The organism is Streptomyces sp. NBC_01546 (genome assembly GCF_045208355.1).
Lineage (GTDB): Bacteria > Actinomycetota > Actinomycetes > Streptomycetales > Streptomycetaceae > Streptomyces.
Genome location: NZ_CP109379.1, coordinates 3,913,296 through 3,935,516, shown reverse-complemented (window position 1 = coordinate 3,935,516; position 22,221 = coordinate 3,913,296). Strand labels below are relative to the sequence as shown.

Genomic DNA, 22,221 nt, shown 5'->3' with positions numbered 1-22,221 from the left:
GCTAGCGTCGGATGCCGGTGGCGAACGGCAGGGTGTTGACGAAGGCGCGGTGGTGCTCGCGGTCGCACCACTCCAGCTTCAGGTAGGACTTGCCGGCGGAGGCGCGGATCGTCCGCTTGTCGCGGGCGAGCGCCTCCGGCGAACGTGAGGACACCGTGATGTACCCGACCAGGTTGACTCCCGCCGCACCGCTGGCGAGATCTTCACCCCTCTGGTCGAGCCGGCCGTGGGCGGCGATGTCGCGCGGGTCGACGGTGCGGTTCATCTTGGCGGCGCGGGAGGCGTCGGCCTCGTCGTTGGTCTTCTCGGTGAGCATCCGCTCGATGGCCACCTCGGTGGGCTCGAGGTCCATGGTGACGGCGACGGTGCGGATGACGTCCGGGGTGTGGACGAGGAGGGGGGCGAGGAAGTTGACGCCGACGGGGGTCATGGGCCATTCCTTCACCCACGCGGTGGCGTGGCACCAGGGGGCGCGGGTGGAGGACTCGCGGGTCTTGGCCTGGAGGAAGGTGGGCTCCACCGCGTCGAGTTCGGCGGGCCAGGCGTTGCGCTTGGTCATGGCCTGGATGTGGTCGATGGGGTGGTCCGGGTCGTACATGGAGTGCACGAGCGAGGAGAGGCGGCCCTGGCCCAGCGGCTGGCGGACGCGGATGTCGGCTTCGGCGAGGCGGGCGCAGATGTCGGTGAGCTCGCGGGCCATGACGATGGCGAGGCCGGCGTCGCGGTCGAGCTTGCGGCCCTTGTGGGGGGTGCCGGCGCGGGCGATGGTGTGGGCCTCGGCGGCGAGTTCGCGGGTGTAGTGCATGCAGGCGACGAGGTACGCGCGGTGCTGCTCGGAGGAGGTCGACACCATCGACTGGAGCTGGTCGTAGGACTCGCGCAGCCAGCCGGGGGCCCGGGTGTCGCCGCGCTGGGCCACGTCCTTGGCGTGCGCGTCGGGGTCGGCGGGCAGGGTGCGGGCGAGCATCTGGAGGCGGGTGACGAAACCGTCGCCGTTGGCCACGTGCTTGAGGAGGGTGCCGAAGCGGTCGACGAGGGCCTCTTGGTCCTCGCTGTCGCGCAGGCCGACGCCGGGGCCCTCGATCTCGATGGCGGCGGTGACCGTTCTGCGGTCCGCGTGGAGGAGTACGGCGATCTCGTCGGGGCCGAAGGGGGCGGCGAGCCAGTTGATGCGGCCGATGCCGGGGGGCGGGCCGACCTCGACCTCGCGGCCGTCGGCGCCGCGGACGCCGGCTTCCATGGCGCCCGAGCGGTAGGTCGTACCGCGTCGCAGGGTGCGCTTGTAGCTGCGACTGATCTCGAACCAGCGGTAGAAGGTGCGGCCCTTGTACGGGACGTACACGGCGGCGAGCGCGAGCATGGGGAAGCCGGCGAGGCTGACGATGCGCAGGGTGAGGTCGGGGACGAGCAGTCCGCTCATCATGCCGAAGAACGCCCCGGTGATGATCAGGGCGATCTCGCCGGTCTCGCGGTTCTTGCCGACGATCGCGTTCGGCCGGGCCCGGCCGATGAGATACGTGCGGCGGGGCGCGACCGGGTGCATCTGGTGGGACTGGGTCGTCAACGCCCGTCACCTCCTGTGTTCCTCGTGCTCGAACTCGTGCGGGGCGGGGGTGCGGCGGAGGGGACAGATCCGCCGCCGGCCCCGCCGCCGGAGGTGGGGCGGCTGCTGTGGGCGGCCACGCCTCCGGAGATGGGATTGGCGGGGCGGGGCGTACTGCCGCCGCCGTCGCCGCCGCGGTGGGCGCCGCGGCTGCTGTGGGCCTTGATGCCCTGTGAGACGAGGGAGGCCGGGGAGCTGATGACGGCGGCTGCCTGGGCGCCGTCGGTGGCCTTGCTGCGGTTGGAGCGGGCGGAGGCGATCTCGTCGCCAAAGCCGGGGACGAAGCGGTAGATCATCGCGGAGGCGAAGATCGCCAGGAGGATGATGGCGAGGCCGGTGACGACGGCGGAGAAGGCGTCGGGGCCCTTCTCGCCGGCCAGGGCTCCGGCGAGGCCGAGGACGATGACGATGACCGGCTTCACGAGGATGACGGCGATCATGATGCCCGCCCAGCGGCGGACGTGGCCCCAGAGGTTCCGGTCGACGAGGCCCGCGTAGACGACGACGCCGAGGAGGGCGCCGACGTAGAGGAGGGCGGCCCGGATGAAGAGTTCCAGGAAGAGGATGCCGGCGGCGAGGACGGTGACGAGGGAGACGACGATCAGCATGATCGGGCCGCCGCCGATGTCGTCGCCCTTCTTGAGGGCTTCGGAGAAGGAACCGAAGAAGACGTCGGTCTGGCCGCCGCCGGCGGAGGCGATGACCTCGGTGACGCCGTCGGTGGCGGAGACGACGGTGTAGAGGATCAGGGGGGTGAAGGCGGAGGCGAGGACGGTGAGCCAGAGGAAGCCGATCGCCTCGGAGAGGGCGGTGGTGAGGGGGACGCCGCGGACGGCTCGCTTGGCGACGGCGAAGAGCCAGAGGACGAGGGTCAGGATGGTGGAGGCGGCGAAGACGACGGCGTACTGCTTGAGGAAGGTGGCGTTGGTGAAGTCGACGTTGGCCGTGCCCTTGACCGCTTCGCTGAGTTTGCCGACGATCCAGGCTGCGGCGTCGGCGCAGCCCTTGGCGAGGGAGGCGAGGGGGTTGAGGGCGTCGGCCGGGTCGTTGGGGGCCAGGCCCGGGGCTCCGCCCTTGGCTCCGTTGTCGCCGCGCTCGCAGTACTGCTTGGCGGGGCCGATGAGGAGGTCGCAAGGGTCGTTGCTCGCCTGCGGCGAAGGCGCCGCCGACGGTGTGGGAGTAGGCGTGGGCGCGGCGTAGGCACGGGAAGCCAGTGCGACGACGGACAGGTGCACGGTGGCTACGACGCCTGCCTTGAGCCGGAGGCTACCGGGCATAGGTGAACCCTCCGAAGTCCTTGATGGCCTTGCTGATGTCGTCGGACGTCGAGGCCCGTACATCGCCGGGCACGGGAGCAGGGCCGTCCGTCTGGTCGTCGGCGACGGCCTTCCAGTCGTCTCCGGCCCAAGACAGCGAGAACGTCCAGGTCTTCCACACGGTCCGCACGGGGTCGGTGGACTGGGGCCCGGACATACCGATGAGGCCCATGTACCAGACGGACACCTTGGCGGTGGCCGGGCTGTAGCTCTCGACCTTGGTACCGACGGGAATGGTCCGGGAGACGAAGACACTGCCCTGCGGAGCGTTGCCGTTGGCGTCGAGCCCCATCTGGCTCAGGAAGGCAGCCGAGTACGCCTGGTCCAGTGGGCCCTTCAGCTGCTGTCCGGCCTCGGGCGTATAGATCCCGTCCACGATGGCGTTCCGGCTGTTCTTCTTGAACATCCCGTCGGAGCCGAGGACCACGGCGTAGTTGGCTGCCGCCGACTGCGCGCCCTGTTCGTCGTGGGCGAAGCCCTTGGGGATGGTGCCGTTTTTGCCCGTTACCGGGGTCGTGCCCGTGGGGGATGTGGAGGAGGCGGCCGGGGAGTTGCCCTGGGGCTTGTCCTGCGGGGTGTCCGGGCCCTGGTTCGCGAACGCGATGGCCGCGATCAGGAGGACCACCACGCCGACCACCGTGATCAGGCTGCGGGAGGTGCGCGGGGTGCGGCGGGTGGGGCCGTACGGGTCGGCGTTGGAGTCCGGGAGGCGGGTACGGGTCTGACCCGTGCCGCCGTACTGGTCCTCGCTGCTCATTCCGTTTCGGCCCCCTCCGCGTCGTACGACGGTAGTACTGGTTCCCGCGTAGGCGCGGTGTGGTGAGTCCTCATCAGGTACGGCCGCGGTGGCCCGGCTAGACGGCCATTCCGTAGACGATGGTGAAGAGGGTGCCCAGGGAGCCGATGATGAAGACGCCCGTGAGGCCGGCCACGATCAGGCCCTTGCCCTGTTCCGCGCTGAACGTGTCGCGCAGGGCGGTCGCGCCGATGCGCTGTTTGGCCGCGCCCCAGATGGCGATGCCGAGGCAGAGGAGGATCGCCACGGCCATGACCACCTCGATCATGACCTTCGCTTCGTTGCCGAGACTGCCGAACGGCCCCCAGTTCGGGGCGATTCCGCCGATGATGGTGGTGATGTCGCCCTTTTCGGCTGCCAGGATCATGTAACTCACCGCCCCTGTATGGGTAGTTCCGGAAGCCCATGCCCGACGGCAGGGGTTACGTACTATCTTCGCTGATGAAACCGCCGCCGTCGTCGACTTGACGGCTCTCTTTACCCGATCTCCCGGCCCGCGTCCCGCCCCTGTGCTCTGACCTGCGCAGGTGCGGTGTGTATGCGAAAGAACGTATGGTCACTCTGTGTATCACGGGGTGTGACGCCGGGCAATGATTGTCGTCTCGGCGTGCGGGGGGTGACGCGAGGGGCCGCCGTTCGGCGCAGTGGGTTCGCGTGTCGTTGTCAGTGGGGTGCGGCAGCCTGGGGACATGACGACGACTCCGTGGACCCTTGCCGACGTGGAGGCTGCCATCCGGGCGGGATGGTCGGCCGAGACCTGTTCGCCGGACGATGTCGAGCGGGCGCCCTGGACGGCCGACAACCCGGCCTGGGGGCACTGCGACATCACGGCCCTGGTGGTGCAGGACATGGTCGGCGGCGAGCTGATGGTCGGCGAGGTCTGGCTGGACGGGGAGCAGCAGGGCTTCCACTGCTGGAACGTGTTGCCCGGGGGGATACGGGTCGACCTGACGCGGGAGCAGTTCCGGCGCGGGCAGACGGTGACGCCGGGGAGGCTGATGGGGAAGCGGCCGGGCGGGCGGCTGCCGAGGCGCTGGGAGGAGTACCAGCTGCTGCGCCGGCGGGTCATCGACAAGCTGGGGCCGTTGCCGGGTGTGGTGCGGATGCCGGACGGGCGGCGGCCGGCCTATACGGACTTCGGTGGTCCGGGGGCGCCGCTGCTCGCGCTGCACGGGCACTTCCGGGACGGCAGGAGCTTCGGGGACCTGGCGCGGGAGGTGGGTCCCCGGTGGCGGGTGATCGCTCTCGACGAGCGGGGTCACGGGGGGTCGGACCTGGCCGCCGCGGACACGGGGGAGGGGTACGTGGCGGATGCCGCGGCCGTTCTCGAGTACGTGGGGCTGGGGCCCGCGGTGGTGGTGGGTCACTCGCTGGGCGGGGTCGACGCGTATCGGCTCGCGGCGCGGCGGCCGGATCTGGTGCGGGCGGTGGCGGTGGAGGACATCGGGGCGGTGGAGGGCATCGGGGCGGTCGACGACGACCTGTCGCACGCGCCGGGCAATTGCGTGCGGCTCGGGGGCGGGGAGGGGTTTTACGACGCCTTGCGGGGGTTCTTGGCCCGGGTGTGACCCGGCGGCTGGAGCGGTGGTCAGCTCCAGTGGGCGGGGTGGGTGAGGGACGGGGGGATTTGGGTCTTCGGGTTGCCTTGGGCCGCGTTCAGCTGGGGCTGGGTGAGGAAGAGGGCGTTGCGGAGGTCCGCGCCGCGGAGGTTGGCGTCGCGGAAGTCCGCGCCGATCAGGTCGGCGGTGCGGAGGTCGGCGCGGCTGAGGTCGGCGGCGATCAGGTAGGCGCCGCGGAGGTTCGCGCCGCGCAGGTCCGCGCCGGAGAGGCGGGCGCCCATCAGGTCGGCGCCGCGGTGGTTCTTCTTGCGGCCCGGCACCTTGGCCCGTACGAGCTCGCTCGTCTTCAGGAGCAGGGTGTTGATCTGCTGGCGGAGGGCGCCGACGTCCAGGTCCGCGAGGGAGGGCGCGTCCGCGCGCGTCCACTGCTCGGTCTCCGCGAGCGCCTCGCGCAGCCGCGCGTGGAGCGGGGCGGCGTCCGGGAGGGTCAGCGCCTCGGCGACGTAGAAGAGCAGCTCGTGCAGCTGGCGCATCACCGGGAAGACGTCGAACATCTCCGCCCGGGTCTCGGGGTGGGCGCGCCAGTCGCGGCCGCCGAAGGTGACCTGGGACACCTGCTGGCCCGCCCCGAAGCAGTCGAAGACCGTGCAGCCCTGGAAGCCCGTGTCGCGCAGCCGGGTGTGGATTCCGCAGCGGAAGTCCTCCCGGAGGTTCTTGCAGGGGGTTCCGGCGGGCTTGTTCACGGCGAAGTCGTTGGACTTGGCGAAGGGGAGGGCGACGCAGCACAGCGCGAAGCAGTTCGCGCAGTCGGCCTGGAGGAGGGGGAGACGCGTGGGCACGTCGTCCATTGTTACCGGTCGGGGGCGGTGAGCCGCATCTGGACGGCGGTCCACGGGACGCCGTCGACCTCCTCGACGCCCTCGAGGATCTCCTCGGTGCGGAAGCCGAGCTTCTCGTAGATGCGCAGGGCGGCCGTGTTGTGGGCCCAGACGCCGAGGGTGATCTCCGGCAGTGCCAGTTCGCCGAAGCACAGCTCGACGGCCTGGGAGACGAGGGCTCTGCCGAGGCCCTGGTCGCGGGCCTCGGGGGCGATCAGTACCCGGCCGAGGCGGGTGCCGGAGACGGAGACGTGCCCGACGCGGTGGTTGCCGGGGGACACGGCGGTCCATATGTGCCGGCCGGGGTCGGCGGCGTAGGCGGCGAGCTGGGCGTCGTCCAGGGGCCAGGAGAAGGCGGGGCCGGCCCAGGTGATCAGCTCGGTGCGGGTCGTCACCCAGGTGCGCAGCAGCGGTGCGTCCTCCGCGGGGCGGTAGGGGAGCAGGGAGATCAGGTGCGGCAAGGTCATTCCTCAAGTATCCCGATGGCGAACGGGGTTGATCCGGGGGCGGGCGGGCGGTGAGCATCGCGGTATGACAGAAGTGATCGCAGTCGCTGTTATTACTCTTCTCGCCGTGATCAGTCCCGGCGCCGATTTCGCCATGGTCGTACGCAACAGCTACCTCTACGGGCGGCCCACCGGGCTGTTCGCCGCGGCCGGGGTCGCGGCCGGTGTCCTGGTCCACGTCTCCTACACGATGCTCGGGGTCGGTCTGCTGATCGCCTCCTCCACCACCCTGTTCACCGTGATCAAGCTGGCGGGCGCGGCGTATCTGGTGTGGATCGGGATACGCACCTTCCGGGCGCGGGCCGAGGTGGCGGTGGACCTGGAGTCCAAGGCGCAGCTGACCCGGCTCGGGGCGATGCGGTCGGGGTTCCTGACCAATGTGCTCAACCCGAAGACGACGCTGTTCGTGGTGTCGACCTTCACCCAGGTGGTCAACCCGGACACCCCGGTGTGGCAGCAGGCGGGCTACGGGCTGTTCATGTCGGCGGCGCACCTGGGCTGGTTCGGGGCGGTGGCGCTGTTCTTCTCCAACTCCCGTCTGCGGGACCGGATGCTGAAGGCGCAGAAGGCGCTGAACCGGGCCATCGGGTCGGTGCTGGTGGGGCTGGGCGTGGGGCTGGGGTTCGCCCGCTGACCTCCGCCGGCGGTTGAGACAGGGGCTGGTGACGTCGGTTACCTGTCGGTAGCGTGGGCGTCATGGGTGCTGCCGAGGGGTTCTTCGAGCGGATCGACGCAGGCCGGTTCGTGGCCACGGAGTACACGCGCGGGCCGTGGGACCCGGGCTCGCAGCACGCCGGTCCCCCGGCCGCCCTGCTCGGGCGGGCCGTCGAGGAGCGTCCGGACGCCCGCGCCGACATGCGGATCGCGCGGATCACGTACGAGATCCTGCGCCCGGTGCCGATCGGCGCGCTGGAGATCACCACCAGCGTGCTCCGGGCGGGCCGCGGCACCGAGGTGGTCGAGGCCTCGCTCACCCCGCAGGGCGCGGCGGCGCCGGTGATGCTGGCGCGCGCCCTGCGGATCCGGGTGGCCGAGGAGGCGGTGCCGGCCGTGGCGCCGGGCCCGCAGCTGCCGCCGCCCGGGGAGGCCGTGGCGGTGCCGTTCTTCCCGGTGCCGTGGGAGACCGGCTACCACACGGCCATGGAAGCCCGCTTCACCGAGGGCGCCTTCGTGGAGCTGGGCCCGGGCACCTGCTGGATGCGGATGAGGGTTCCGCTCGTCGCCGGAGAGGAGATCCGTCCGCTGGACCGGGTGCTGACCGCCGCCGACTCCGGCAACGGCATCAGCTCGGTGCTGGACTTCGGCCGGTTCGTCTTCGTCAACGGCGACCTCACGGTCCATCTGCACCGCCATCCGGTCGGTGAATGGGCCTGTGTGGAATCCCGTACGAGCGTGGACGCGGCCGGCATCGGTCTCGTCGACGCCCGGCTGCACGACGAGAAGGGCCCCATCGGGCGCAGCGCGCAGAGCCTGTTCGTCGCTCCGCGGTAGCCCGTGCCCCCGTCCGCCGCCCGTGCGGACTGGACGGTGGTCTTCTGTCACGCCGAGGATGAGGCGATGAAGTGCGCCCGCATCGCCTGTTCGGGTTTCCGAGTGGGGTAGTAGGACATGCGACACGGCCGAATCACACGTTGAAGTGACGGGAATGGGGGAGGGTTGACGGGTGCGCAGATTCTGGATGGCCGGTGGGATCGGGGTCGGGTTGTGTCTGACCTTCGTGGCGCTGCTCGTCGTGGGGACGTACTCGGCAGCCGCCGGCCTGGTCGGGGCCGCCGGGGCGGGCGGCCGTGCGGTGGGCCTGGCGAAGGGGGCGGTGCCCGCCAAGTACCAGGGGCTGGTGGAGAAGTGGGGCAACCTCTGCCCGGCCATAACCCCGGCGCTGCTCGCCGCCCAGCTGTACTCGGAGAGCGGCTGGAACCCGAGCGCCGTCAGCCCGGCGGACGCGCGCGGCATCGCGCAGTTCATCCCGGGTACGTGGGCGGGCCACGGCATCGACGGTGACGGTGACGGGGACCGGGACATCTGGGACCCGAGCGACGCGATCCCCTCGGCGGCCTCGTACGACTGCGAGCTGGCCAAGGACGTGGCGAGCGTGCCGGGTGACGCGACGTCGAACATGCTGGCCGCCTACAACGCGGGGGCCTACGCGGTCATCAAGTACGGGGGCGTGCCGCCGTACAAGGAGACCCAGGGCTATGTGAAGACGATCACGACCCTCGCGAAGAGCTTCGCCCGGCCCGTCGGGCGGGTCGCGCCCTCGCAACAGGCCGCCGGGGCCATCTACTTCGCGCAGAAGCAGCTCGGTACGCCGTACCTGTGGGGTGGCAACGGAACGCCCGACCAGGACGGGCGGTTCGACTGTTCGGGGCTGACCAAGGCCGCGTACGAGACGGTGGGGATCGAGCTGCCGCGCGTGGCGAACGACCAGTACAACGCCGGTCCGCATCCTTCGCGCGACCAACTGCTGCCCGGTGACCTGGTGTTCTTCTCCGATGATCTGACGAACTCTCGGGAGATCCGGCACGTCGGGCTCTACGTGGGCGGCGGCTACATGATCAACGCTCCGTACACCGGCGCCGTGATCCGCTTCGACAAGATCGACACGCCCGACTACTTCGGCGCGACGCGTGTGACGAAGGACGGTGCGGAGGCCCTTCCGGAGCGCGCCGCGGCGAGCAAGTCGCCCTAGCCACGCTCCGTTAAGCCAAGGCCCTGAGCTGCGACGATGAGTCTCTCTTCGATAACGTTGAAGTGATCATTCGGTGGAGAGTGGAACGTACTTGCCAGAACGGGCGTTCCATGAGCACGGGGGTTGGTCAAGTGGGGGGCGAAGGGGCGCACACCGGCGTGCGCCCGCAGGGGAACCACGGCAAGGGCAAGGGGCCGCATCACCATGGCTGGACTCACGACCGGTGGGCCGAATGTGGATGTCAGCCTGCTGTACGGGATCAACGGGCTGGCCCGGCGGGCGCCGGACTGGCTGGACCGGGCCGTCGGCCTGGTCGGTGAATACGGGATTCCGCTGGCTCTGGTGCTGCTGGTCCTGTGGTGCTGGCGCGGTGCCCGCCACCAGGACGAGAGCACGGCCGTCGAGTCCTTCGCCGCGCTGGTGTGGGCCCCGCTGGCCGCCGGGCTGGCGCTGCTCGTGAACGCGCCGCTGCGTGAATTCGTGGGACGGCCGCGGCCGTTCCGGCAGCACGAGGGGCTCCAGGTGCTCGACACCGGTCCCGGGTCGGGCTTCGGACCCGAACTGGGAGGCGCCGACTTCTCCTTCGTCAGCGGCCACGCCACCCTCGCGATGGCCCTGGGCGTGGGCCTGTTCGTCGCGAACCGGAAGCTCGGGCTCATCGGGATCGCGCTGGCCGTCCTCGAGGGCGTCTGCCGTGTGTACGCGGGAGTCCACTACCCCACCGACGTCATCGGCGGGTTCGCGCTGGCCGCCGCCGTCGTCCTGGTGCTCGCGCCGCTCGCGATGGCACTGCTGACCCCGGTGGTGCGTGCGGTGGCCGGCTCCCCGCGACTGGGGCGCCTCGTACGGGCCAAGGACCGGGCGCTGCCCCGGCCGGTAGACCTGACGCAGGCGCAGACCCCGCCGGCCGGGCAGCGTACGCACGAGAGCGACCTCGCCGCGTAGGCCGCGTAGGCCGTTTCCGGGCCTACGCCCCGTAGGAGTCCCATACGGCGAGCAGCAGGGCCACCACCAGGCACAGCCCCGCCGCGCCGAAGCACAGGCGCACCGCCGTCGGGCGGGGCCGGGGCGTCACCGGTCGCTGCCGTCGGTGTCGCCGTCGCGGCGGTAGCGGGAGCGCAGCCACAGGCCGGTGGCCACGGCCGCGGCGCTGGTGAGCCCGATGGCCAGGGCCACGTCGGCCGGACCGTCCGCTGAGCCGACCGGCCGGGCCCAGGCCGCGGCGGCCGGCGTCAGCGAGATGAGCAGGGCCCAGAGAAGGGCCGCGAGGCGGGCTGCGGGTCCTGGCATGAGTCCAGGGCATCCGCTCCGGCGTGCCCCGGCCAGCCGGGCCGTCCGAACGGGCTACGCCGCTCGTCCCGGCTGTCCCGGTTACCCCGCCGTGTGCCGGGCGGCGTCCTTGCGCGCCAGGTCGCGGGAGCGGCGGGCCGGGCCGCTCCAGCCGCAGGTGCAGACGGCCAGGCAGAACGATCCGCGGTCGGCGGTGGAGGTGGTGTGCCCGGAGGGTGGCGCCGGCTGATGCGGCTGGTGCGGCCGCTGCTGCGGCACGGCGGAGGCAAGCGGAAGGGCCAGGGTCGCTTTCGTGTGCGGTTCCACGCTCCCACCGTACCTGGGTCGGCCAAGGGTCGCGGAGCGGTTCCGGCCGTGACGGGAAACCCCTGACCTCGTTAACCGGAGCGGGTGGGGGCCTCGGGCAAACAGCGGTCATGCGTTGGGGGTTGGCAGGCGATGGTGGTGCACCAGCACAGGCGGCGGCGCGAGCGTGCGGGTGAGGCGCTGCTCGCCGTCGGCGTCACCCTGGCGGTCACGGCGATGGGCGGGTGCGCGGGCGCCGGCAGCGACGACCGGCCTCCCCCGGACGCGGCGGCGGTGGTCCGCGGGGCCGCCGACGCGCTGATGGCGGCGGGCAGTGCCCGGGCCCGTACGGCCATGGAGATGGCCACCGGCGGGACCAGGGTCACGATCCACGGCGAGGGCGGGGTCGACTTCAAGAACCGGATGGGCCAGCTGCTGGTCATGCTCCCGGCCGACGTGAAGGGCAAGGCCGAGCACCGGCCCATCACCGAGCTGCTGGTGCCGGGCGCCCTCTACATGAAGAACCGGGGCGCGGGCGTCCCGGACGACAAGTGGGTCCGGGTCGACACGACGACCCTCGCCGACGGGAACCTGGTCACGGGCGGGGCCACCGATCCGCTGGTCGCGGCCGAGCTGCTGCGGGGCGTCCAGGAGGTGACGTACGTCGGGGAGACCGAGGTGGCCGGCACCAAGGTGCGGCACTACCGGGGGACCACCGACATCGGGCGGGCCGCGGGGAGTGCGTCGGCTGAGGTCAGAGGGGCGCTGGAGGCGGCGGCGAAAGGGTTCAGCAAGGACACCGTGCCGTTCGACGTCTACCTGGACGAGGAGGGGCGGCTGCGGAAGGTCCGCCACCGGTTCACGTACGTCAACAATGGCGTGATCGATGTCTCGTCGACCACGCTGCTGTACGGATTCGGGACACCGGTGACCGTCGTATTGCCCCCAAGCGGGGACATTTACGCCGGGAAGATCGCCGACTAGCGGTGCGGGCGGGGCGGCGGCTGCGCGATCGGGTCATGGCCGGGTATCCGGAAATGGTCCATCCGTGTCATGCGCCGCGTGCCGTCCCCTCCCTACGCTGAGAAGTCGAGCGCCGACGACCGAAGACGGCAGATTGAGGTGACACGCGTGACTCCCGCAGGCGGTACGACGGTGCAGGATCATGTGGCGCTCGCCGAGATCGAGCTGTGCGGTGAGCTGATCATCGCGGCTTCGGCCGCCGCCGAGGAGCGGCTGAGCCAGGACCGGATCGACGAGGTGCTGATGGGGATCTGGTCCGGCTGACGCGCCGCTGCCGGGAATCAGGTGCGCAGGAGGCGGGCGATGGCCTTCGTGGCCTCCTCGACCTTCGCGTCGATTTCGGTGCCGCCCTTGACGGCGGCGTCGGCGACGCAATGGCGCAGGTGCTCCTCGAGCAGCTGGAGCGCGAAGGACTGGAGCGCCTTCGTGCTCGCCGAGACCTGGGTGAGTATGTCGATGCAGTAGACGTCCTCGTCGACGAGCCGCTGGAGGCCGCGGATCTGACCCTCGATCCGGCGCAGCCGCTTGAGGTGCTCGTCCTTCTGGTGGTGATAGCCGTGGACGGCTCCGGAGCCCTCCGCCTCGATGGTCGTCATGCGTCCTCCCTGGTCCGGAACGAGGGGATGCATACCCCTCATGGGTATAGGATACCGGGCCGCGGCCGGGGGAGCAGGGGCCCGTGTTCCCCACTCTGCCTGATGGAGGACACTGGGGAACTGCCGGTTAGCCGTGGCCGGGGGATGCGCCTAGCATCAGCCTGACCGAATCCAATGCACCCCGAGGACCTCACGTGCGATTTCGTCTGACCCCCAGGGAGACGAGCTTCTACGACATGTTCGCCGCATCCGCGGACAACATCGTCACGGGCTCCAAGCTCCTGATGGAACTGCTCGGAGCGGACTCCTCCGCCCGGGCCGAGATCGCGGAGCGGATGCGGGCGGCGGAACACGCGGGGGACGACGCGACCCACGCGATCTTCCACCAGCTGAACTCCTCCTTCATCACGCCGTTCGACCGCGAGGACATCTACAATCTGGCCTCGTCGCTCGACGACATCATGGACTTCATGGAGGAGGCGGTCGACCTGGTCGTCCTCTACAACGTGGAGGAGCTCCCCAAGGGTGTCGAGCAGCAGATCGAGGTGCTGGCGCGCGCGGCCGAGCTGACCGCCGAGGCCATGCCGCACCTGCGGACGATGGACAACCTCACCGAGTACTGGATCGAGGTCAACCGCCTTGAGAACCAGGCCGACCAGATCCACCGCAAGCTGCTCGCCCAGCTCTTCAACGGCAAGTACGACGCCATCGAGGTGCTGAAGCTCAAGCAGATCGTCGACGTGCTCGAAGAGGCGGCCGACGCGTTCGAGCACGTTGCGAACACGGTGGAGACCATCGCGGTCAAGGAGTCCTGAACCTCGTGGACACCTTCGCTCTGGTCGTGACCATCGGTGTCGCGCTCGGCTTTACATATACGAATGGTTTTCACGACTCGGCGAACGCGATCGCGACGTCCGTCTCGACGCGGGCGCTGACCCCGCGCGCGGCGCTGGCGATGGCCGCCGTGATGAACCTCGCCGGTGCCTTCCTGGGCAGCGGGGTCGCCAAGACGGTCAGCGAGGGCCTGATCGAGACGCCCCACGGCAACCGGGGCATGTGGATCCTCTTCTCGGCGCTCGTCGGCGCGATCGTCTGGAACCTGATCACCTGGTACTTCGGCCTGCCCTCTTCCTCCTCGCACGCGCTGTTCGGCGGCATGGTGGGCGCGGCGCTGGCGGGCGGCACCGGGGTGATCTGGTCGGGTGTGATCGACAAGGTCGTCATCCCGATGTTCGTCTCGCCCGTCGTCGGTCTGATCATCGGTTTCCTGGTGATGGTGGGCATCATGTGGATGTTCCGCCGGTCCAACCCGCACAAGGCGAAGCACGGTTTCCGTATCGCGCAGACCGTGTCCGCGGCGGCGATGGCGCTGGGCCACGGCCTCCAGGACGCGCAGAAGACGATGGGCATCGTCGTGATGGCGCTGGTCATCGCCGACGTGCAGACCGCCGAAGACGAGATCCCGATCTGGGTCAAGATCGTGTGTGCCGTGATGCTGTCGCTGGGTACGTACGCCGGCGGCTGGCGCATCATGCGCACCCTCGGCCGCAAGATCATCGAGCTGGACCCGCCGCAGGGCTTCGCGGCCGAGACCACGGGCGCCTCGATCATGTTCGGCTCGGCGTACCTCTTCCACGCGCCGATCTCCACCACCCACGTGATCACCTCGGCGATCATGGGTGTGGGCGCGACCAAGCGCGTGAACGCGGTCCGCTGGGGCGTCGCCAAGAACATCGTCCTGGGCTGGTTCATCACGATGCCGGCCGCGGCCCTGGTCGCCGCGCTGTGCTTCTGGGTCGTGAACCTGGCGTTCGTCTAGCCCGCGAACCCGCCCCGTACGAAAGCGGGCCGGCTCCCCCCACCCAGGGGGAGCCGGCCCTTTTTCTTTCTTTCGCCTTGCGGTGGCACCGCCATGCAGCACCGCAGGACGTTCACGACATCTCTTTAGCCGAAGCGGCCCGAGATGTAGTCCTCGGTCGCCTGGACGGACGGGTTGGAGAAGATCCGGTCCGTGTCGTCTATCTCGACGAGCTTGCCGGGCTGGCCGACCGCGGAGAGGTTGAAGAAGGCGGTGCGGTCGGAGACACGGGCCGCCTGCTGCATGTTGTGCGTCACGATGACGATCGTGAAGCGCTCCTTGAGCTCGCCGATCAGGTCCTCGATGGCGAGGGTGGAGATCGGGTCGAGGGCCGAGCAGGGCTCGTCCATCAGCAGGACCTGCGGCTCGACCGCGATGGCGCGGGCTATGCACAGACGCTGCTGCTGGCCGCCGGAGAGGCCGGAGCCGGGCTTGTTCAGGCGGTCCTTGACCTCGTTCCAGAGGTTGGCGCCCTGGAGGGACCGCTCGACGATGTCCTGGAGCTCGGACTTCTTGAAGGAGCCGTTCAGGCGCAGGCCCGCCGCCACGTTGTCGAAGATCGACATGGTGGGGAAGGGGTTCGGGCGCTGGAAGACCATGCCGACCGTGCGGCGGACCGCGACCGGGTCCACGCCGGGGCCGTACAGGTTCTCGTCGTCCAGGAGCACCTTGCCCTCGACGCGGCCACCGGGGGTGACCTCGTGCATGCGGTTCAGGGTGCGCAGGAAGGTGGACTTGCCGCAGCCGGACGGGCCGATGAAGGCGGTCACGGAGCGGGGCTCCACGGTCATCGAGATGTCATCGATGGCCTTGTGGGTGCCGTAGAAGGCGGACAGTCCGCTGACGTCGATTCGCTTCGCCATGAGGGGTCACTTCGCTTTCATGTGGTCGCGTCAGCGACCGGTCTTCGGGGCCTTCCAGCGGGCGATGCCGCGGGCCACCAGATTGAGGATCATGACGAAGGCGATCAGGACGAGCGCTGCGGCCCATGCCCGGTCGTAGGAGGCTTCACTGCCGACCTTGTACTGCTCCCAGATGTACAGCGGGAGCGAGGACTGAGCACCTTCGAAGGGGTTTCCGTTGATCAGCTGGGAACCGAAGACCAGCAGCATGATCGGCGCGGTCTCACCGGCGATGCGGGCCACTGCCAGCATGACACCGGTGGAGATGCCGCCGATGGCGGTGGGGAGCACGACCTTGAGGATCATGCGCCACTTCGGCACACCGAGGGCGAGGGCGGCCTCGCGCAGCTCGTTCGGGACGAGCTTGAGCATCTCCTCGGTGGAGCGGACCACTACGGGCATCATCAGGATCGACAGGGCCATGGCGCCGGCGAAGCCGGAGGGGCCGAAGCCGAGCATCAGGTTCCAGGTCGTCAGGATGAACAGACCCGCGACGATGGAGGGGATGCCGGTCATGACGTCGACGAAGAAGGTCACGGCCTTGGCGAGCGAGCCCCGGCCGTACTCGACCAGGTAGACGGCGGTCAGCAGGCCGATGGGCGCCGCGATCAGGGTGGCCAGGGCGACCTGCTCGATGGTGCCGAGCAGGGCGTGGTAGACGCCGCCGCCCTCGTCGAAGCTGGTCACGCCGTTCATCGAGTGGCTCAGGAAGCTGCCGCTGAGGAGCTTGAGGCCGCGGCTGATCGTGGTCCACATCAGCGAGAGCAGCGGGACGACCGCGAGGACGAAGCAGACCCACACGACGGAGGTCGCGACGCGGTCCTTGGCCTGGCGGCGGTTCTCGACGACCGAGCTGGCGGTGTACGTGATGATGACGAACAGGATGGCCGCGATCAGACCCCACTGGACCTTGCTGTGGAGGTCGAAGACGATGCCGATGCCGCTGCCGAGGGCGATCGAGAGGACCGCGATGCCGGCCGGGGCCCAGCGGGGCAGGCCGCCTCGGGTGAGCTTGGCGGGCGCGGGGGACTTGGGGGCCCGGGCGGGCCGCTGGTCCTGGATTGCGTGGCTCATCAGGCGTTCGCCCCCGAGAAGTCCTTGCGGCGAGCGATGATCAGGCGGGCTGCACCGTTGACCAGCAGGGTGAGCAGGAAGAGGACCAGACCGGAGGCGATCAGCGCGTCCCGGCCGAACTCGTTGGCCTCGTCGAACTTCGCGGCGATGTTCTGCGCGAAGGTGCCGCCACCCGGGTTCAGGATGTGGCCGGAGATCAGGAAGCTCGGGGAGAGGACGGTCGCGACGGCCATGGTCTCGCCGAGTGCGCGGCCGAGGCCGAGCATCGAGGCGGAGATGACGCCGGAGCGGCCGAAGGGCAGCACCGACATCCGGATGACCTCCCAGCGGGTCGCGCCGAGGGCCAGGGCTGCCTCCTCGTTCATGCGCGGAACCTGGAGGAAGACCTCGCGGCTGACGCTGGTCACGATCGGCAGGATCATGATCGCGAGCAGGATGCCGACGGTGAAGAGCGAGCGGGCCACGCCGACCTGGGTCTTCTCGAAGACGTAGGTCCAGCCCATGTACTCGTCGAGCCAGAGGTTCAGGCCTGCCAGCTGCGGGACGAGGAAGAGGGCGCCCCAGATGCCGTAGATGATCGACGGCACGGCGGCCAGCAGGTCGACCACGTAGGCGAGGGGGGCGGCCAGCTTGCGCGGCGCGTAGTGCGAGATGAACAGGGCGATGCCGACAGCGATCGGAACCGCGATGGCCATCGCGATGATCGAGCTGACGACGGTGCCGAAGAGCAGGACGGCGATGCCGAAGACGGGCGGGTTGGCCGACGCGTTCCAGTCGAAGGTGGTGAGGAAGTTCCCCTCGTTCTTCGACAGGGCGATCGTGGCGCGGTAGGTGAGGAAGGCGGCGATCGACGCCATGATCACCAGCAGCAGAATGCCGGAGCCCTTGGAGAGCCCGGCGAAGATCTTGTCACCGGCGCGGCCGGTGGATCCCTTGCTCCTGGAGACGGGCGGAGCCGTGTCTATCGGGGTGGGTGTGGTGGAAGCCATGGTCTTTCCGGTCTGTGTGGGGGGCAGGCCCCCTGGCGGCGGTGCACCGGATCCCCCTGGGTGGAGGGGGAGGGTCCTCGGGTGCCGGGCGGTCGGACGGGATCCGCCCGGCACCGAGGGTCAGGACTAGCCCAGCTTGGCGACGGCCTCGCGGACCTTGGCGTTGATCTCGGCCGGGATCGGCGCGTAGCCGTTCTCGAGGAGGACCTTCTGGCCCGCGTCGGAGGCGGCGTAGTTCAGGAAGGACTTCACGGTCGGGAGCGTCTCGGCCTTGTTGCCCTTGTCGCAGACGACCTCGTACGTCACCAGGACCAGCGGGTAAGCGCCCTCGGCCTTGGTGGTGTAGTCGAGCTTCAGGGCCAGGTCGGAACCGGTGCCGGCGACCTTGGCGGCGGCGATGGCCTTGGAGGCGTTCTCACCGGTGGCCTTGACCGGGGCGGAGGCGCCCGTGTTCAGGTCGACCGTCTTGATGCTCTGCGAGCTGGCGAAGGAGAGCTCGAAGTAGCCGATCGAACCGTCGACCTGCTTGACCTGGGCGGCCACACCGGCGGAGCCGGAGGCGGCCTGGCCACCCGGAGCGGCCCACTTCTTCGCGGCCTCGTACGGCCAGGCGTCGGGCGCGGTGGCCTTGAGGTACTTGGTGACGTTCTCGGTGGTGCCCGAGTCGTCGGAGCGGTGGAAGGCCTGGATCGCGGTGGAGGGAAGCGTGACGCCGGGGTTCAGCTTCTTGATCGCCTCGTCGTCCCACTTCTTGATCTTGTCGTTGAAGATGTTGGCGACCGTGGCGGCGTCGAGGTTCAGCTTCTCCACGCCGGCGACGTTGAAGCCGAGGGCGACGGGGCCACCGACCATCGGCAGGTTGATGCCCTGGCCACCGGTGCAGACCTTCTTCGACTCCTCGACCTGCTCCGGCTTCAGCGCCGAGTCGGAGCCGGCGAAACCGACGGTGCCCTGGTTGAAGGCGACGATGCCCTCACCGGAGGAGGAGGACTTGTAGTTCACCTCGACGCCGGAGCAGGCGGCCATGTAGTTCTTCACCCACAGCTCGACCGCGTTCTTCTGCGCGGAAGAGCCCGAGGCCAGGAGCTTGCCCTTGGCGTCGTCGCACTTGATGTCGCCCGCGGCGGCCGCCGACGGCTTGCCGCTCGCGCCGGTGTCCTTGGTGTTGTCGTCCGAGCCGCACGCCGTGAGGACCAGGGCGCCGGACACGACAAGCGCCCCGAGGGCGGAGGCACGAAGCATGTTCTTGCGCTGAAGCTTCACTTTCGGGTGTTCCTTCCAGAAGCCGCCGGCCGCTTTCTGTATCGGGGCGGCGTGCGAAGAGGACTACGTCGGTTGCGAGGCTGAGCTGCTCGTTTTCCGGGCGGCTCCCACCTTGCACCGCTGAAATTAGTCAGATCAAGTGAAGCGGCCGACCGGGCCGAGTGAACGGACGGTGAACCGTGGCGGACGACCCGGTGCGATCCGGCAGGTCCGCCCACAGGCGTAATCTTCCGTTATCCGGCTGTTATCTCGGCGTGACCGCGGGAGTCCGCGGAGGCGGGGAGCCAGATCTGCCGGAAGTCGAAACGGGCGGACTCGACCGCGTGGCGCTGGTCCGCGTGCAGGATGCCCAGCGCGTACGCCGTCGCCGGGGCGATGCGCGGGGTGCGGGCCGCCGCCGCGGAGGCGTTCGCCGCCTCGGCCGCGTCGCGGTGGCGGTCCAGGGCCTCGCCCGCGGCCGCGGGGCGCGTCACGTCCTCGCCCAGCGCCTCCCGCGCGTACCGGTGGACCCGCAGGAGGCGGCGTACCTCGTGCCAGGGCCCGTCACAGTCCGCGTCGTACCGGTGCGTGTCCTCGGCCGGCGGCAGCGCCGAGACCGCCGCCGACAGGCGGGTTTCGGCCACCGCGGCCAGCGGCACCAGGACGTCCTCGATGCGGCCCCGAGCCGCGACCGGATCCAGCGGGACCTCCGAGGCCAGCACCGCCACCGCGTCCGCCACCGCGTGGAAACGGGCGGAGCCCAGGGCTTGGAGGGTCGCCGAGTGGGCGCGCGTACGGGCCAGGGTGAGCTGGCGTTCCAGCAGCGCGCCCGCGCGCGCCGAGCCCACCGTGAGCGCGCCGGCCGTACCGCGCGGCGCCGGGACCTCGGACGTGCCCGACAGCCGGTGGAGCGCGTCCATCAGCCGGGCCAGCCGGGCGGCGTACGCGTGCTCGTCGGCCAGGGTCGAGGACAGCCACACCAGCTCGGTGCGGAGCCCGTCCGCCCAGGAGGACTCGGTCACCACCCGGAAGGTGGCCAGGGAACCGCTGATCCGGCGCGCGGCCCCCCGCAGGCTGCGCGCCGCATCGCTTCCTTCCGAGGCGTCGGCCCCGGTCTCCTCGTGCAGGCGGAGCCCGCGCAAGAAGGCCGTGGCCTGGGTGCGCAGGTACGTGCCGAGCACGTCACCCGCGCATGCCGTAACTGCCATCGGGTCATGGTTTGGCTGAGCCACGCCGGCGCCTCCGGGCGTCTATGAGCATCTCCTGTACGTGCCGCAGCGGCTGGCCTTCCGCGTCCGTGCTGTGTCGCGTCCATTCGCCGTCCGGGCCCAGGTGCCAGGAGGAGGTGACGTCGGACATCCCGGTTTCCAGCATCCGGTCCAGGGCCGCGCGGTGGGCCGGGTCGGCGACCCTGACCAGTGCCTCGATACGGCGGTCGAGGTTGCGGTGCATCATGTCGGCGCTGCCGATCCACACCTCGGGTTCGCCGCCGTTGCCGAAGGCGAAGACCCGGGAGTGTTCCAGGAAGCGGCCGAGGATCGAGCGGATCCGGATGTTCTCCGAGAGTCCGGGTACTCCGGGGCGCACCGCGCAGATGCCGCGCACCCAGATGTCGACGGGCACACCGGCCTGGGAGGCCCGGTAGAGCGAGTCGATGAGGGCCTCGTCGACGATCGAGTTCATCTTCAGGCGCACGTACGCGGGGCGGCCGGCCCGGTGGTGGGCGGCCTCCTTGTCGATCCGGGCTATCAGCCCGTCGCGCAGCGAGCGGGGTGCCACCATCAGCCGGCGGTAGGTCTCGCGGCGCGAGTAGCCGGACAGCCGGTTGAAGAGGTCGGAGAGGTCCGCGCCGACCTGCGGGTCGGCGGTGAGCAGGCCGAGGTCCTCGTAGAGCCGGGCGGTCTTGGGGTGGTAGTTGCCGGTGCCCACGTGCGAGTAGCGGCGCAGCTGGTCGCCCTCCTGGCGGACGACGAGCGAGAGCTTGCAGTGGGTCTTGAGGCCGACGAGCCCGTAGACGACGTGGCAGCCGGACTCCTCCAGCTTGCGCGCCCACTTGATGTTGGCCTGCTCGTCGAAGCGGGCCTTGATCTCGACGAGTACGAGGACCTGCTTGCCCGAGTCGGCGGCGTCGATCAGGGCGTCCACGATCGGGGAGTCGCCGGAGGTGCGGTACAGCGTCTGCTTGATCGCGAGGACGTCCGGGTCGGCGGCGGCCTGCTCCAGGAAGGCCTGCACCGAGGTGGAGAAGGAGTCGTACGGGTGGTGCAGCAGCACGTCCCGCTCGCGCAGCGCGGCGAAGATGTCCGGCGCGGACGCGGACTCGACCTCGGCCAGGTCCCGGTGGGTGCCGGCGATGAACTTGGGGTACTTCAGCTCGGGCCGGTCCAGGGAGGCGATCCCGAAGAGGGCCGTCAGGTCCAGCGGACCGGGCAGCGGGTACACCTCGGAGGGGTTGACCTTCAGCTCCTGCACCAGGAGGTCCAGGACGCCCGGGTCGATGGACTCCTCGACCTCCAGGCGCACGGGCGGGCCGAAGCGGCGCCGCATGAGCTCCTTCTCCAGGGCCTGGAGGAGGTTCTCGGCGTCGTCCTCCTCCACCTCGAGGTCCTCGTTGCGGGTCACGCGGAACATGTGGTGCGCGAGCACCTCCATGCCGGGGAACAGCTCCTCCAGGTGCGCGGCGATGACGTCCTCCAGCGGGACGTAGCGCTGCGGGGAGGCCTCCAGGAAGCGGGAGAGGAGCGGCGGGACCTTGACCCGGGCGAAGTGGCGGTGACCGCTGACGGGGTTGCGCACGACCACGGCCAGGTTCAGCGAGAGGCCCGAGATGTACGGGAACGGGTGCGCGGGGTCGACGGCCAGCGGGGTCAGCACCGGGAAGATCTGGTTGCGGAACAGGGTGAAGAGGCGGGCCTGCTCCTTCTCGGTGAGGTCCGGCCAGCGGATGAGGTGGACGCCCTCCTCGGCCAGCGCCGGGGAGATGTCCTGCTGGAAGCAGGCGGCGTGCCGGGCCATGAGCTCGCGCGAGCGGGTCCAGATGAGGTCCAGCACCTCGCGGGGCTGCAGGCCTGAGGCCGAACGGGTGGCGACGCCGGTCGCGATACGCCGCTTGAGGCCCGCCACGCGGACCATGAAGAACTCGTCGAGGTTGCTCGCGAAGATCGCCAGGAAGTTGGCGCGCTCCAGGAGGGGCGTCGTCGGATCCTCGGCGAGCTCCAGCACCCGCTCGTTGAAGGCGAGCCAGCTGCGCTCCCGGTCGAGGAACCGGCCGGGCGGCAGCTCGCCGCCGTCCTTGTCGTCGTAGGCGTCCAGGTCGGCGTCGAGATCGGGCTCGAGGTCGACGTGCGGGCGGTGCGCGCTGATGGAACCTATCCGCGCGTGGGCGCCGGTGACGGCCGTATTGCCCGGCCCTCCCGCGGGGGCGGCGGACGTCTGAGACGGGTGCTGGGCGGGGACCTCGGTGGGACCTGCGCTGGGCTTGTGGCTCATGACTCCATTCTTCCGCGCGCGCGGCAGGACAGGCGCGTCGGAAGTGTCGGCCGTCAGTCGGAGTCGGGGGTACATGCGGGGAGAGTCGCAAGCGCGTCTTAATGCCTGGTTAATGGCGTGTGGCTT

The 22,221-nt window shown here is 70.1% G+C and carries 24 protein-coding genes; 9 read left to right on the top strand and 15 right to left on the bottom strand.

What is annotated here, in order from left to right; all coding sequences use genetic code 11:
- Position 1 precedes the first annotated feature (1 nt).
- From OHA89_RS17950 to OHA89_RS17935, 4 genes are all read right to left on the bottom strand, one after another.
- Entirely contained in the window at positions 2 to 1,564 is a 1,563-nt protein-coding gene (locus OHA89_RS17950; protein WP_215139677.1) for an SCO6880 family protein, read from the bottom strand.
- On the bottom strand, positions 1,561 to 2,880 hold the full coding sequence (locus OHA89_RS17945) for a hypothetical protein (RefSeq protein ID WP_266608656.1): 1,320 nt from the start codon (positions 2,878 to 2,880) through the stop codon (positions 1,561 to 1,563). Before OHA89_RS17945 ends, OHA89_RS17950 begins: the two co-directional genes overlap by 4 nt.
- Positions 2,870 to 3,676, bottom strand: a complete 807-nt coding sequence (locus OHA89_RS17940; RefSeq protein WP_266608654.1) for a hypothetical protein — start codon at positions 3,674 to 3,676, stop codon at positions 2,870 to 2,872. Before OHA89_RS17940 ends, OHA89_RS17945 begins: the two co-directional genes overlap by 11 nt.
- Positions 3,677 to 3,773: 97 nt before the next feature.
- Positions 3,774 to 4,082 carry a hypothetical protein gene (locus OHA89_RS17935; protein WP_008742356.1) on the bottom strand — a complete coding sequence of 103 codons (309 nt, stop codon included), beginning with the start codon at positions 4,080 to 4,082 and terminating at the stop codon, positions 3,774 to 3,776.
- A gap of 322 nt (positions 4,083 to 4,404) precedes the next feature.
- Here OHA89_RS17935 and OHA89_RS17930 point away from each other — a divergent pair, with 322 nt between their 5' ends.
- A complete protein-coding gene (locus OHA89_RS17930; protein ID WP_406366618.1) occupies positions 4,405 to 5,283 on the top strand; it encodes an alpha/beta fold hydrolase in 879 nt (292 codons plus the stop codon).
- Between the two features lie 20 nt (positions 5,284 to 5,303).
- Here OHA89_RS17930 and OHA89_RS17925 read toward each other — a convergent pair whose 3' ends face one another.
- A complete protein-coding gene (locus OHA89_RS17925) occupies positions 5,304 to 6,122 on the bottom strand; it encodes a pentapeptide repeat-containing protein (protein ID WP_406366617.1) in 819 nt (272 codons plus the stop codon).
- Positions 6,123 to 6,124: 2 nt separating this feature from the next.
- On the bottom strand, positions 6,125 to 6,619 hold the full coding sequence (locus tag OHA89_RS17920) for a GNAT family N-acetyltransferase (protein WP_266943763.1): 495 nt from the start codon (positions 6,617 to 6,619) through the stop codon (positions 6,125 to 6,127).
- Between the two features lie 64 nt (positions 6,620 to 6,683).
- Here OHA89_RS17920 and OHA89_RS17915 point away from each other — a divergent pair, with 64 nt between their 5' ends.
- The 4 genes from OHA89_RS17915 to OHA89_RS17900 all read left to right on the top strand — a co-directional run bounded on the left by OHA89_RS17915 (position 6,684) and on the right by OHA89_RS17900 (position 10,292).
- Entirely contained in the window at positions 6,684 to 7,292 is a 609-nt protein-coding gene (locus tag OHA89_RS17915) for a LysE family translocator (protein WP_215139672.1), read from the top strand.
- A gap of 62 nt (positions 7,293 to 7,354) precedes the next feature.
- Positions 7,355 to 8,149 (top strand): thioesterase family protein, encoded by a 795-nt coding sequence (locus OHA89_RS17910; RefSeq protein ID WP_266608645.1) that lies wholly within the window; start codon positions 7,355 to 7,357, stop codon positions 8,147 to 8,149.
- A gap of 187 nt (positions 8,150 to 8,336) precedes the next feature.
- Positions 8,337 to 9,347, top strand: coding sequence for a bifunctional lytic transglycosylase/C40 family peptidase (locus tag OHA89_RS17905; protein ID WP_257559365.1), 1,011 nt, complete (start codon positions 8,337 to 8,339; stop codon positions 9,345 to 9,347).
- A gap of 204 nt (positions 9,348 to 9,551) precedes the next feature.
- Positions 9,552 to 10,292 (top strand): phosphatase PAP2 family protein, encoded by a 741-nt coding sequence (locus OHA89_RS17900; RefSeq protein WP_266608643.1) that lies wholly within the window; start codon positions 9,552 to 9,554, stop codon positions 10,290 to 10,292.
- A gap of 126 nt (positions 10,293 to 10,418) precedes the next feature.
- Here OHA89_RS17900 and OHA89_RS17895 read toward each other — a convergent pair whose 3' ends face one another.
- Positions 10,419 to 10,637: a hypothetical protein gene (locus OHA89_RS17895; protein ID WP_266608641.1), complete on the bottom strand. Its 219-nt coding sequence runs from the start codon at positions 10,635 to 10,637 to the stop codon at positions 10,419 to 10,421.
- A gap of 81 nt (positions 10,638 to 10,718) precedes the next feature.
- Positions 10,719 to 10,943 (bottom strand): hypothetical protein, encoded by a 225-nt coding sequence (locus OHA89_RS17890; protein ID WP_257555182.1) that lies wholly within the window; start codon positions 10,941 to 10,943, stop codon positions 10,719 to 10,721.
- 132 nt (positions 10,944 to 11,075) lie between these two features.
- Between OHA89_RS17890 and OHA89_RS17885 the strand changes: the two genes are divergently transcribed.
- Positions 11,076 to 11,906 carry a hypothetical protein gene (locus OHA89_RS17885; protein WP_266608637.1) on the top strand — a complete coding sequence of 277 codons (831 nt, stop codon included), beginning with the start codon at positions 11,076 to 11,078 and terminating at the stop codon, positions 11,904 to 11,906.
- Positions 11,907 to 12,053: 147 nt separating this feature from the next.
- On the top strand, positions 12,054 to 12,209 hold the full coding sequence (locus OHA89_RS17880; protein WP_199808149.1) for a hypothetical protein: 156 nt from the start codon (positions 12,054 to 12,056) through the stop codon (positions 12,207 to 12,209).
- A gap of 17 nt (positions 12,210 to 12,226) precedes the next feature.
- On the opposite strand, the gene OHA89_RS17875 is transcribed toward OHA89_RS17880, so the two are convergent.
- A complete protein-coding gene (locus OHA89_RS17875) occupies positions 12,227 to 12,541 on the bottom strand; it encodes a metal-sensitive transcriptional regulator (protein ID WP_030009310.1) in 315 nt (104 codons plus the stop codon).
- A 194-nt stretch (positions 12,542 to 12,735) separates the two neighbouring features.
- On the opposite strand from OHA89_RS17875, the gene OHA89_RS17870 reads away from it, so the two are divergent.
- Together OHA89_RS17870 and OHA89_RS17865 are read left to right on the top strand one after the other, a co-directional pair.
- Positions 12,736 to 13,356 carry a DUF47 domain-containing protein gene (locus OHA89_RS17870; protein WP_008742369.1) on the top strand — a complete coding sequence of 207 codons (621 nt, stop codon included), beginning with the start codon at positions 12,736 to 12,738 and terminating at the stop codon, positions 13,354 to 13,356.
- Positions 13,357 to 13,361: 5 nt separating this feature from the next.
- Positions 13,362 to 14,360, top strand: coding sequence for an inorganic phosphate transporter (locus tag OHA89_RS17865; protein ID WP_257555178.1), 999 nt, complete (start codon positions 13,362 to 13,364; stop codon positions 14,358 to 14,360).
- A 125-nt stretch (positions 14,361 to 14,485) separates the two neighbouring features.
- Here the strand turns inward: OHA89_RS17865 and pstB are convergent, their stop codons facing one another.
- From pstB to OHA89_RS17835, 6 genes are all read right to left on the bottom strand, one after another.
- Positions 14,486 to 15,262 (bottom strand): phosphate ABC transporter ATP-binding protein PstB, encoded by a 777-nt coding sequence (gene pstB, locus OHA89_RS17860; protein ID WP_257555176.1) that lies wholly within the window; start codon positions 15,260 to 15,262, stop codon positions 14,486 to 14,488.
- Between the two features lie 30 nt (positions 15,263 to 15,292).
- A complete protein-coding gene (pstA, locus tag OHA89_RS17855; protein WP_266608633.1) occupies positions 15,293 to 16,375 on the bottom strand; it encodes a phosphate ABC transporter permease PstA in 1,083 nt (360 codons plus the stop codon).
- Positions 16,375 to 17,364 (bottom strand): phosphate ABC transporter permease subunit PstC, encoded by a 990-nt coding sequence (gene pstC / locus OHA89_RS17850; RefSeq protein WP_215139664.1) that lies wholly within the window; start codon positions 17,362 to 17,364, stop codon positions 16,375 to 16,377. The genes pstA and pstC overlap by 1 nt, the downstream gene beginning before the upstream one ends.
- Positions 17,365 to 17,490: 126 nt before the next feature.
- A complete protein-coding gene (gene pstS, locus OHA89_RS17845; protein ID WP_257555172.1) occupies positions 17,491 to 18,627 on the bottom strand; it encodes a phosphate ABC transporter substrate-binding protein PstS in 1,137 nt (378 codons plus the stop codon).
- A gap of 233 nt (positions 18,628 to 18,860) precedes the next feature.
- Positions 18,861 to 19,814 (bottom strand): CHAD domain-containing protein, encoded by a 954-nt coding sequence (locus OHA89_RS17840; protein WP_266608632.1) that lies wholly within the window; start codon positions 19,812 to 19,814, stop codon positions 18,861 to 18,863.
- Between the two features lie 4 nt (positions 19,815 to 19,818).
- On the bottom strand, positions 19,819 to 22,095 hold the full coding sequence (locus OHA89_RS17835) for an RNA degradosome polyphosphate kinase (RefSeq protein WP_257555169.1): 2,277 nt from the start codon (positions 22,093 to 22,095) through the stop codon (positions 19,819 to 19,821).
- Positions 22,096 to 22,221 lie beyond the last annotated feature (126 nt).

Bases quoted from the DNA above. Each gene is read 5' to 3' on its own strand.
- OHA89_RS17945 (WP_266608656.1), bottom strand. From the start codon at position 2,880: ATGCCCGGTAGCCTCCGGCTCAAGGCAGGCGTCGTAGCCACCGTGCAC.
- OHA89_RS17940 (WP_266608654.1), bottom strand. From the start codon at position 3,676: ATGAGCAGCGAGGACCAGTACGGCGGCACGGGTCAGACCCGTACCCGC.
- OHA89_RS17935 (WP_008742356.1), bottom strand. From the start codon at position 4,082: ATGATCCTGGCAGCCGAAAAGGGCGACATCACCACCATCATCGGCGGA.
- OHA89_RS17930 (WP_406366618.1), top strand. From the start codon at position 4,405: ATGACGACGACTCCGTGGACCCTTGCCGACGTGGAGGCTGCCATCCGG.
- OHA89_RS17925 (WP_406366617.1), bottom strand. From the start codon at position 6,122: ATGGACGACGTGCCCACGCGTCTCCCCCTCCTCCAGGCCGACTGCGCG.
- OHA89_RS17920 (WP_266943763.1), bottom strand. From the start codon at position 6,619: ATGACCTTGCCGCACCTGATCTCCCTGCTCCCCTACCGCCCCGCGGAG.
- OHA89_RS17915 (WP_215139672.1), top strand. From the start codon at position 6,684: ATGACAGAAGTGATCGCAGTCGCTGTTATTACTCTTCTCGCCGTGATC.
- OHA89_RS17910 (WP_266608645.1), top strand. From the start codon at position 7,355: ATGGGTGCTGCCGAGGGGTTCTTCGAGCGGATCGACGCAGGCCGGTTC.
- OHA89_RS17905 (WP_257559365.1), top strand. From the start codon at position 8,337: ATGGCCGGTGGGATCGGGGTCGGGTTGTGTCTGACCTTCGTGGCGCTG.
- OHA89_RS17900 (WP_266608643.1), top strand. From the start codon at position 9,552: ATGGCTGGACTCACGACCGGTGGGCCGAATGTGGATGTCAGCCTGCTG.
- OHA89_RS17895 (WP_266608641.1), bottom strand. From the start codon at position 10,637: ATGCCAGGACCCGCAGCCCGCCTCGCGGCCCTTCTCTGGGCCCTGCTC.
- OHA89_RS17885 (WP_266608637.1), top strand. From the start codon at position 11,076: ATGGTGGTGCACCAGCACAGGCGGCGGCGCGAGCGTGCGGGTGAGGCG.
- OHA89_RS17875 (WP_030009310.1), bottom strand. From the start codon at position 12,541: ATGACGACCATCGAGGCGGAGGGCTCCGGAGCCGTCCACGGCTATCAC.
- pstB (WP_257555176.1), bottom strand. From the start codon at position 15,262: ATGGCGAAGCGAATCGACGTCAGCGGACTGTCCGCCTTCTACGGCACC.
- pstA (WP_266608633.1), bottom strand. From the start codon at position 16,375: ATGAGCCACGCAATCCAGGACCAGCGGCCCGCCCGGGCCCCCAAGTCC.
- pstC (WP_215139664.1), bottom strand. From the start codon at position 17,364: ATGGCTTCCACCACACCCACCCCGATAGACACGGCTCCGCCCGTCTCC.
- OHA89_RS17840 (WP_266608632.1), bottom strand. From the start codon at position 19,814: ATGGCAGTTACGGCATGCGCGGGTGACGTGCTCGGCACGTACCTGCGC.
- OHA89_RS17835 (WP_257555169.1), bottom strand. From the start codon at position 22,095: ATGAGCCACAAGCCCAGCGCAGGTCCCACCGAGGTCCCCGCCCAGCAC.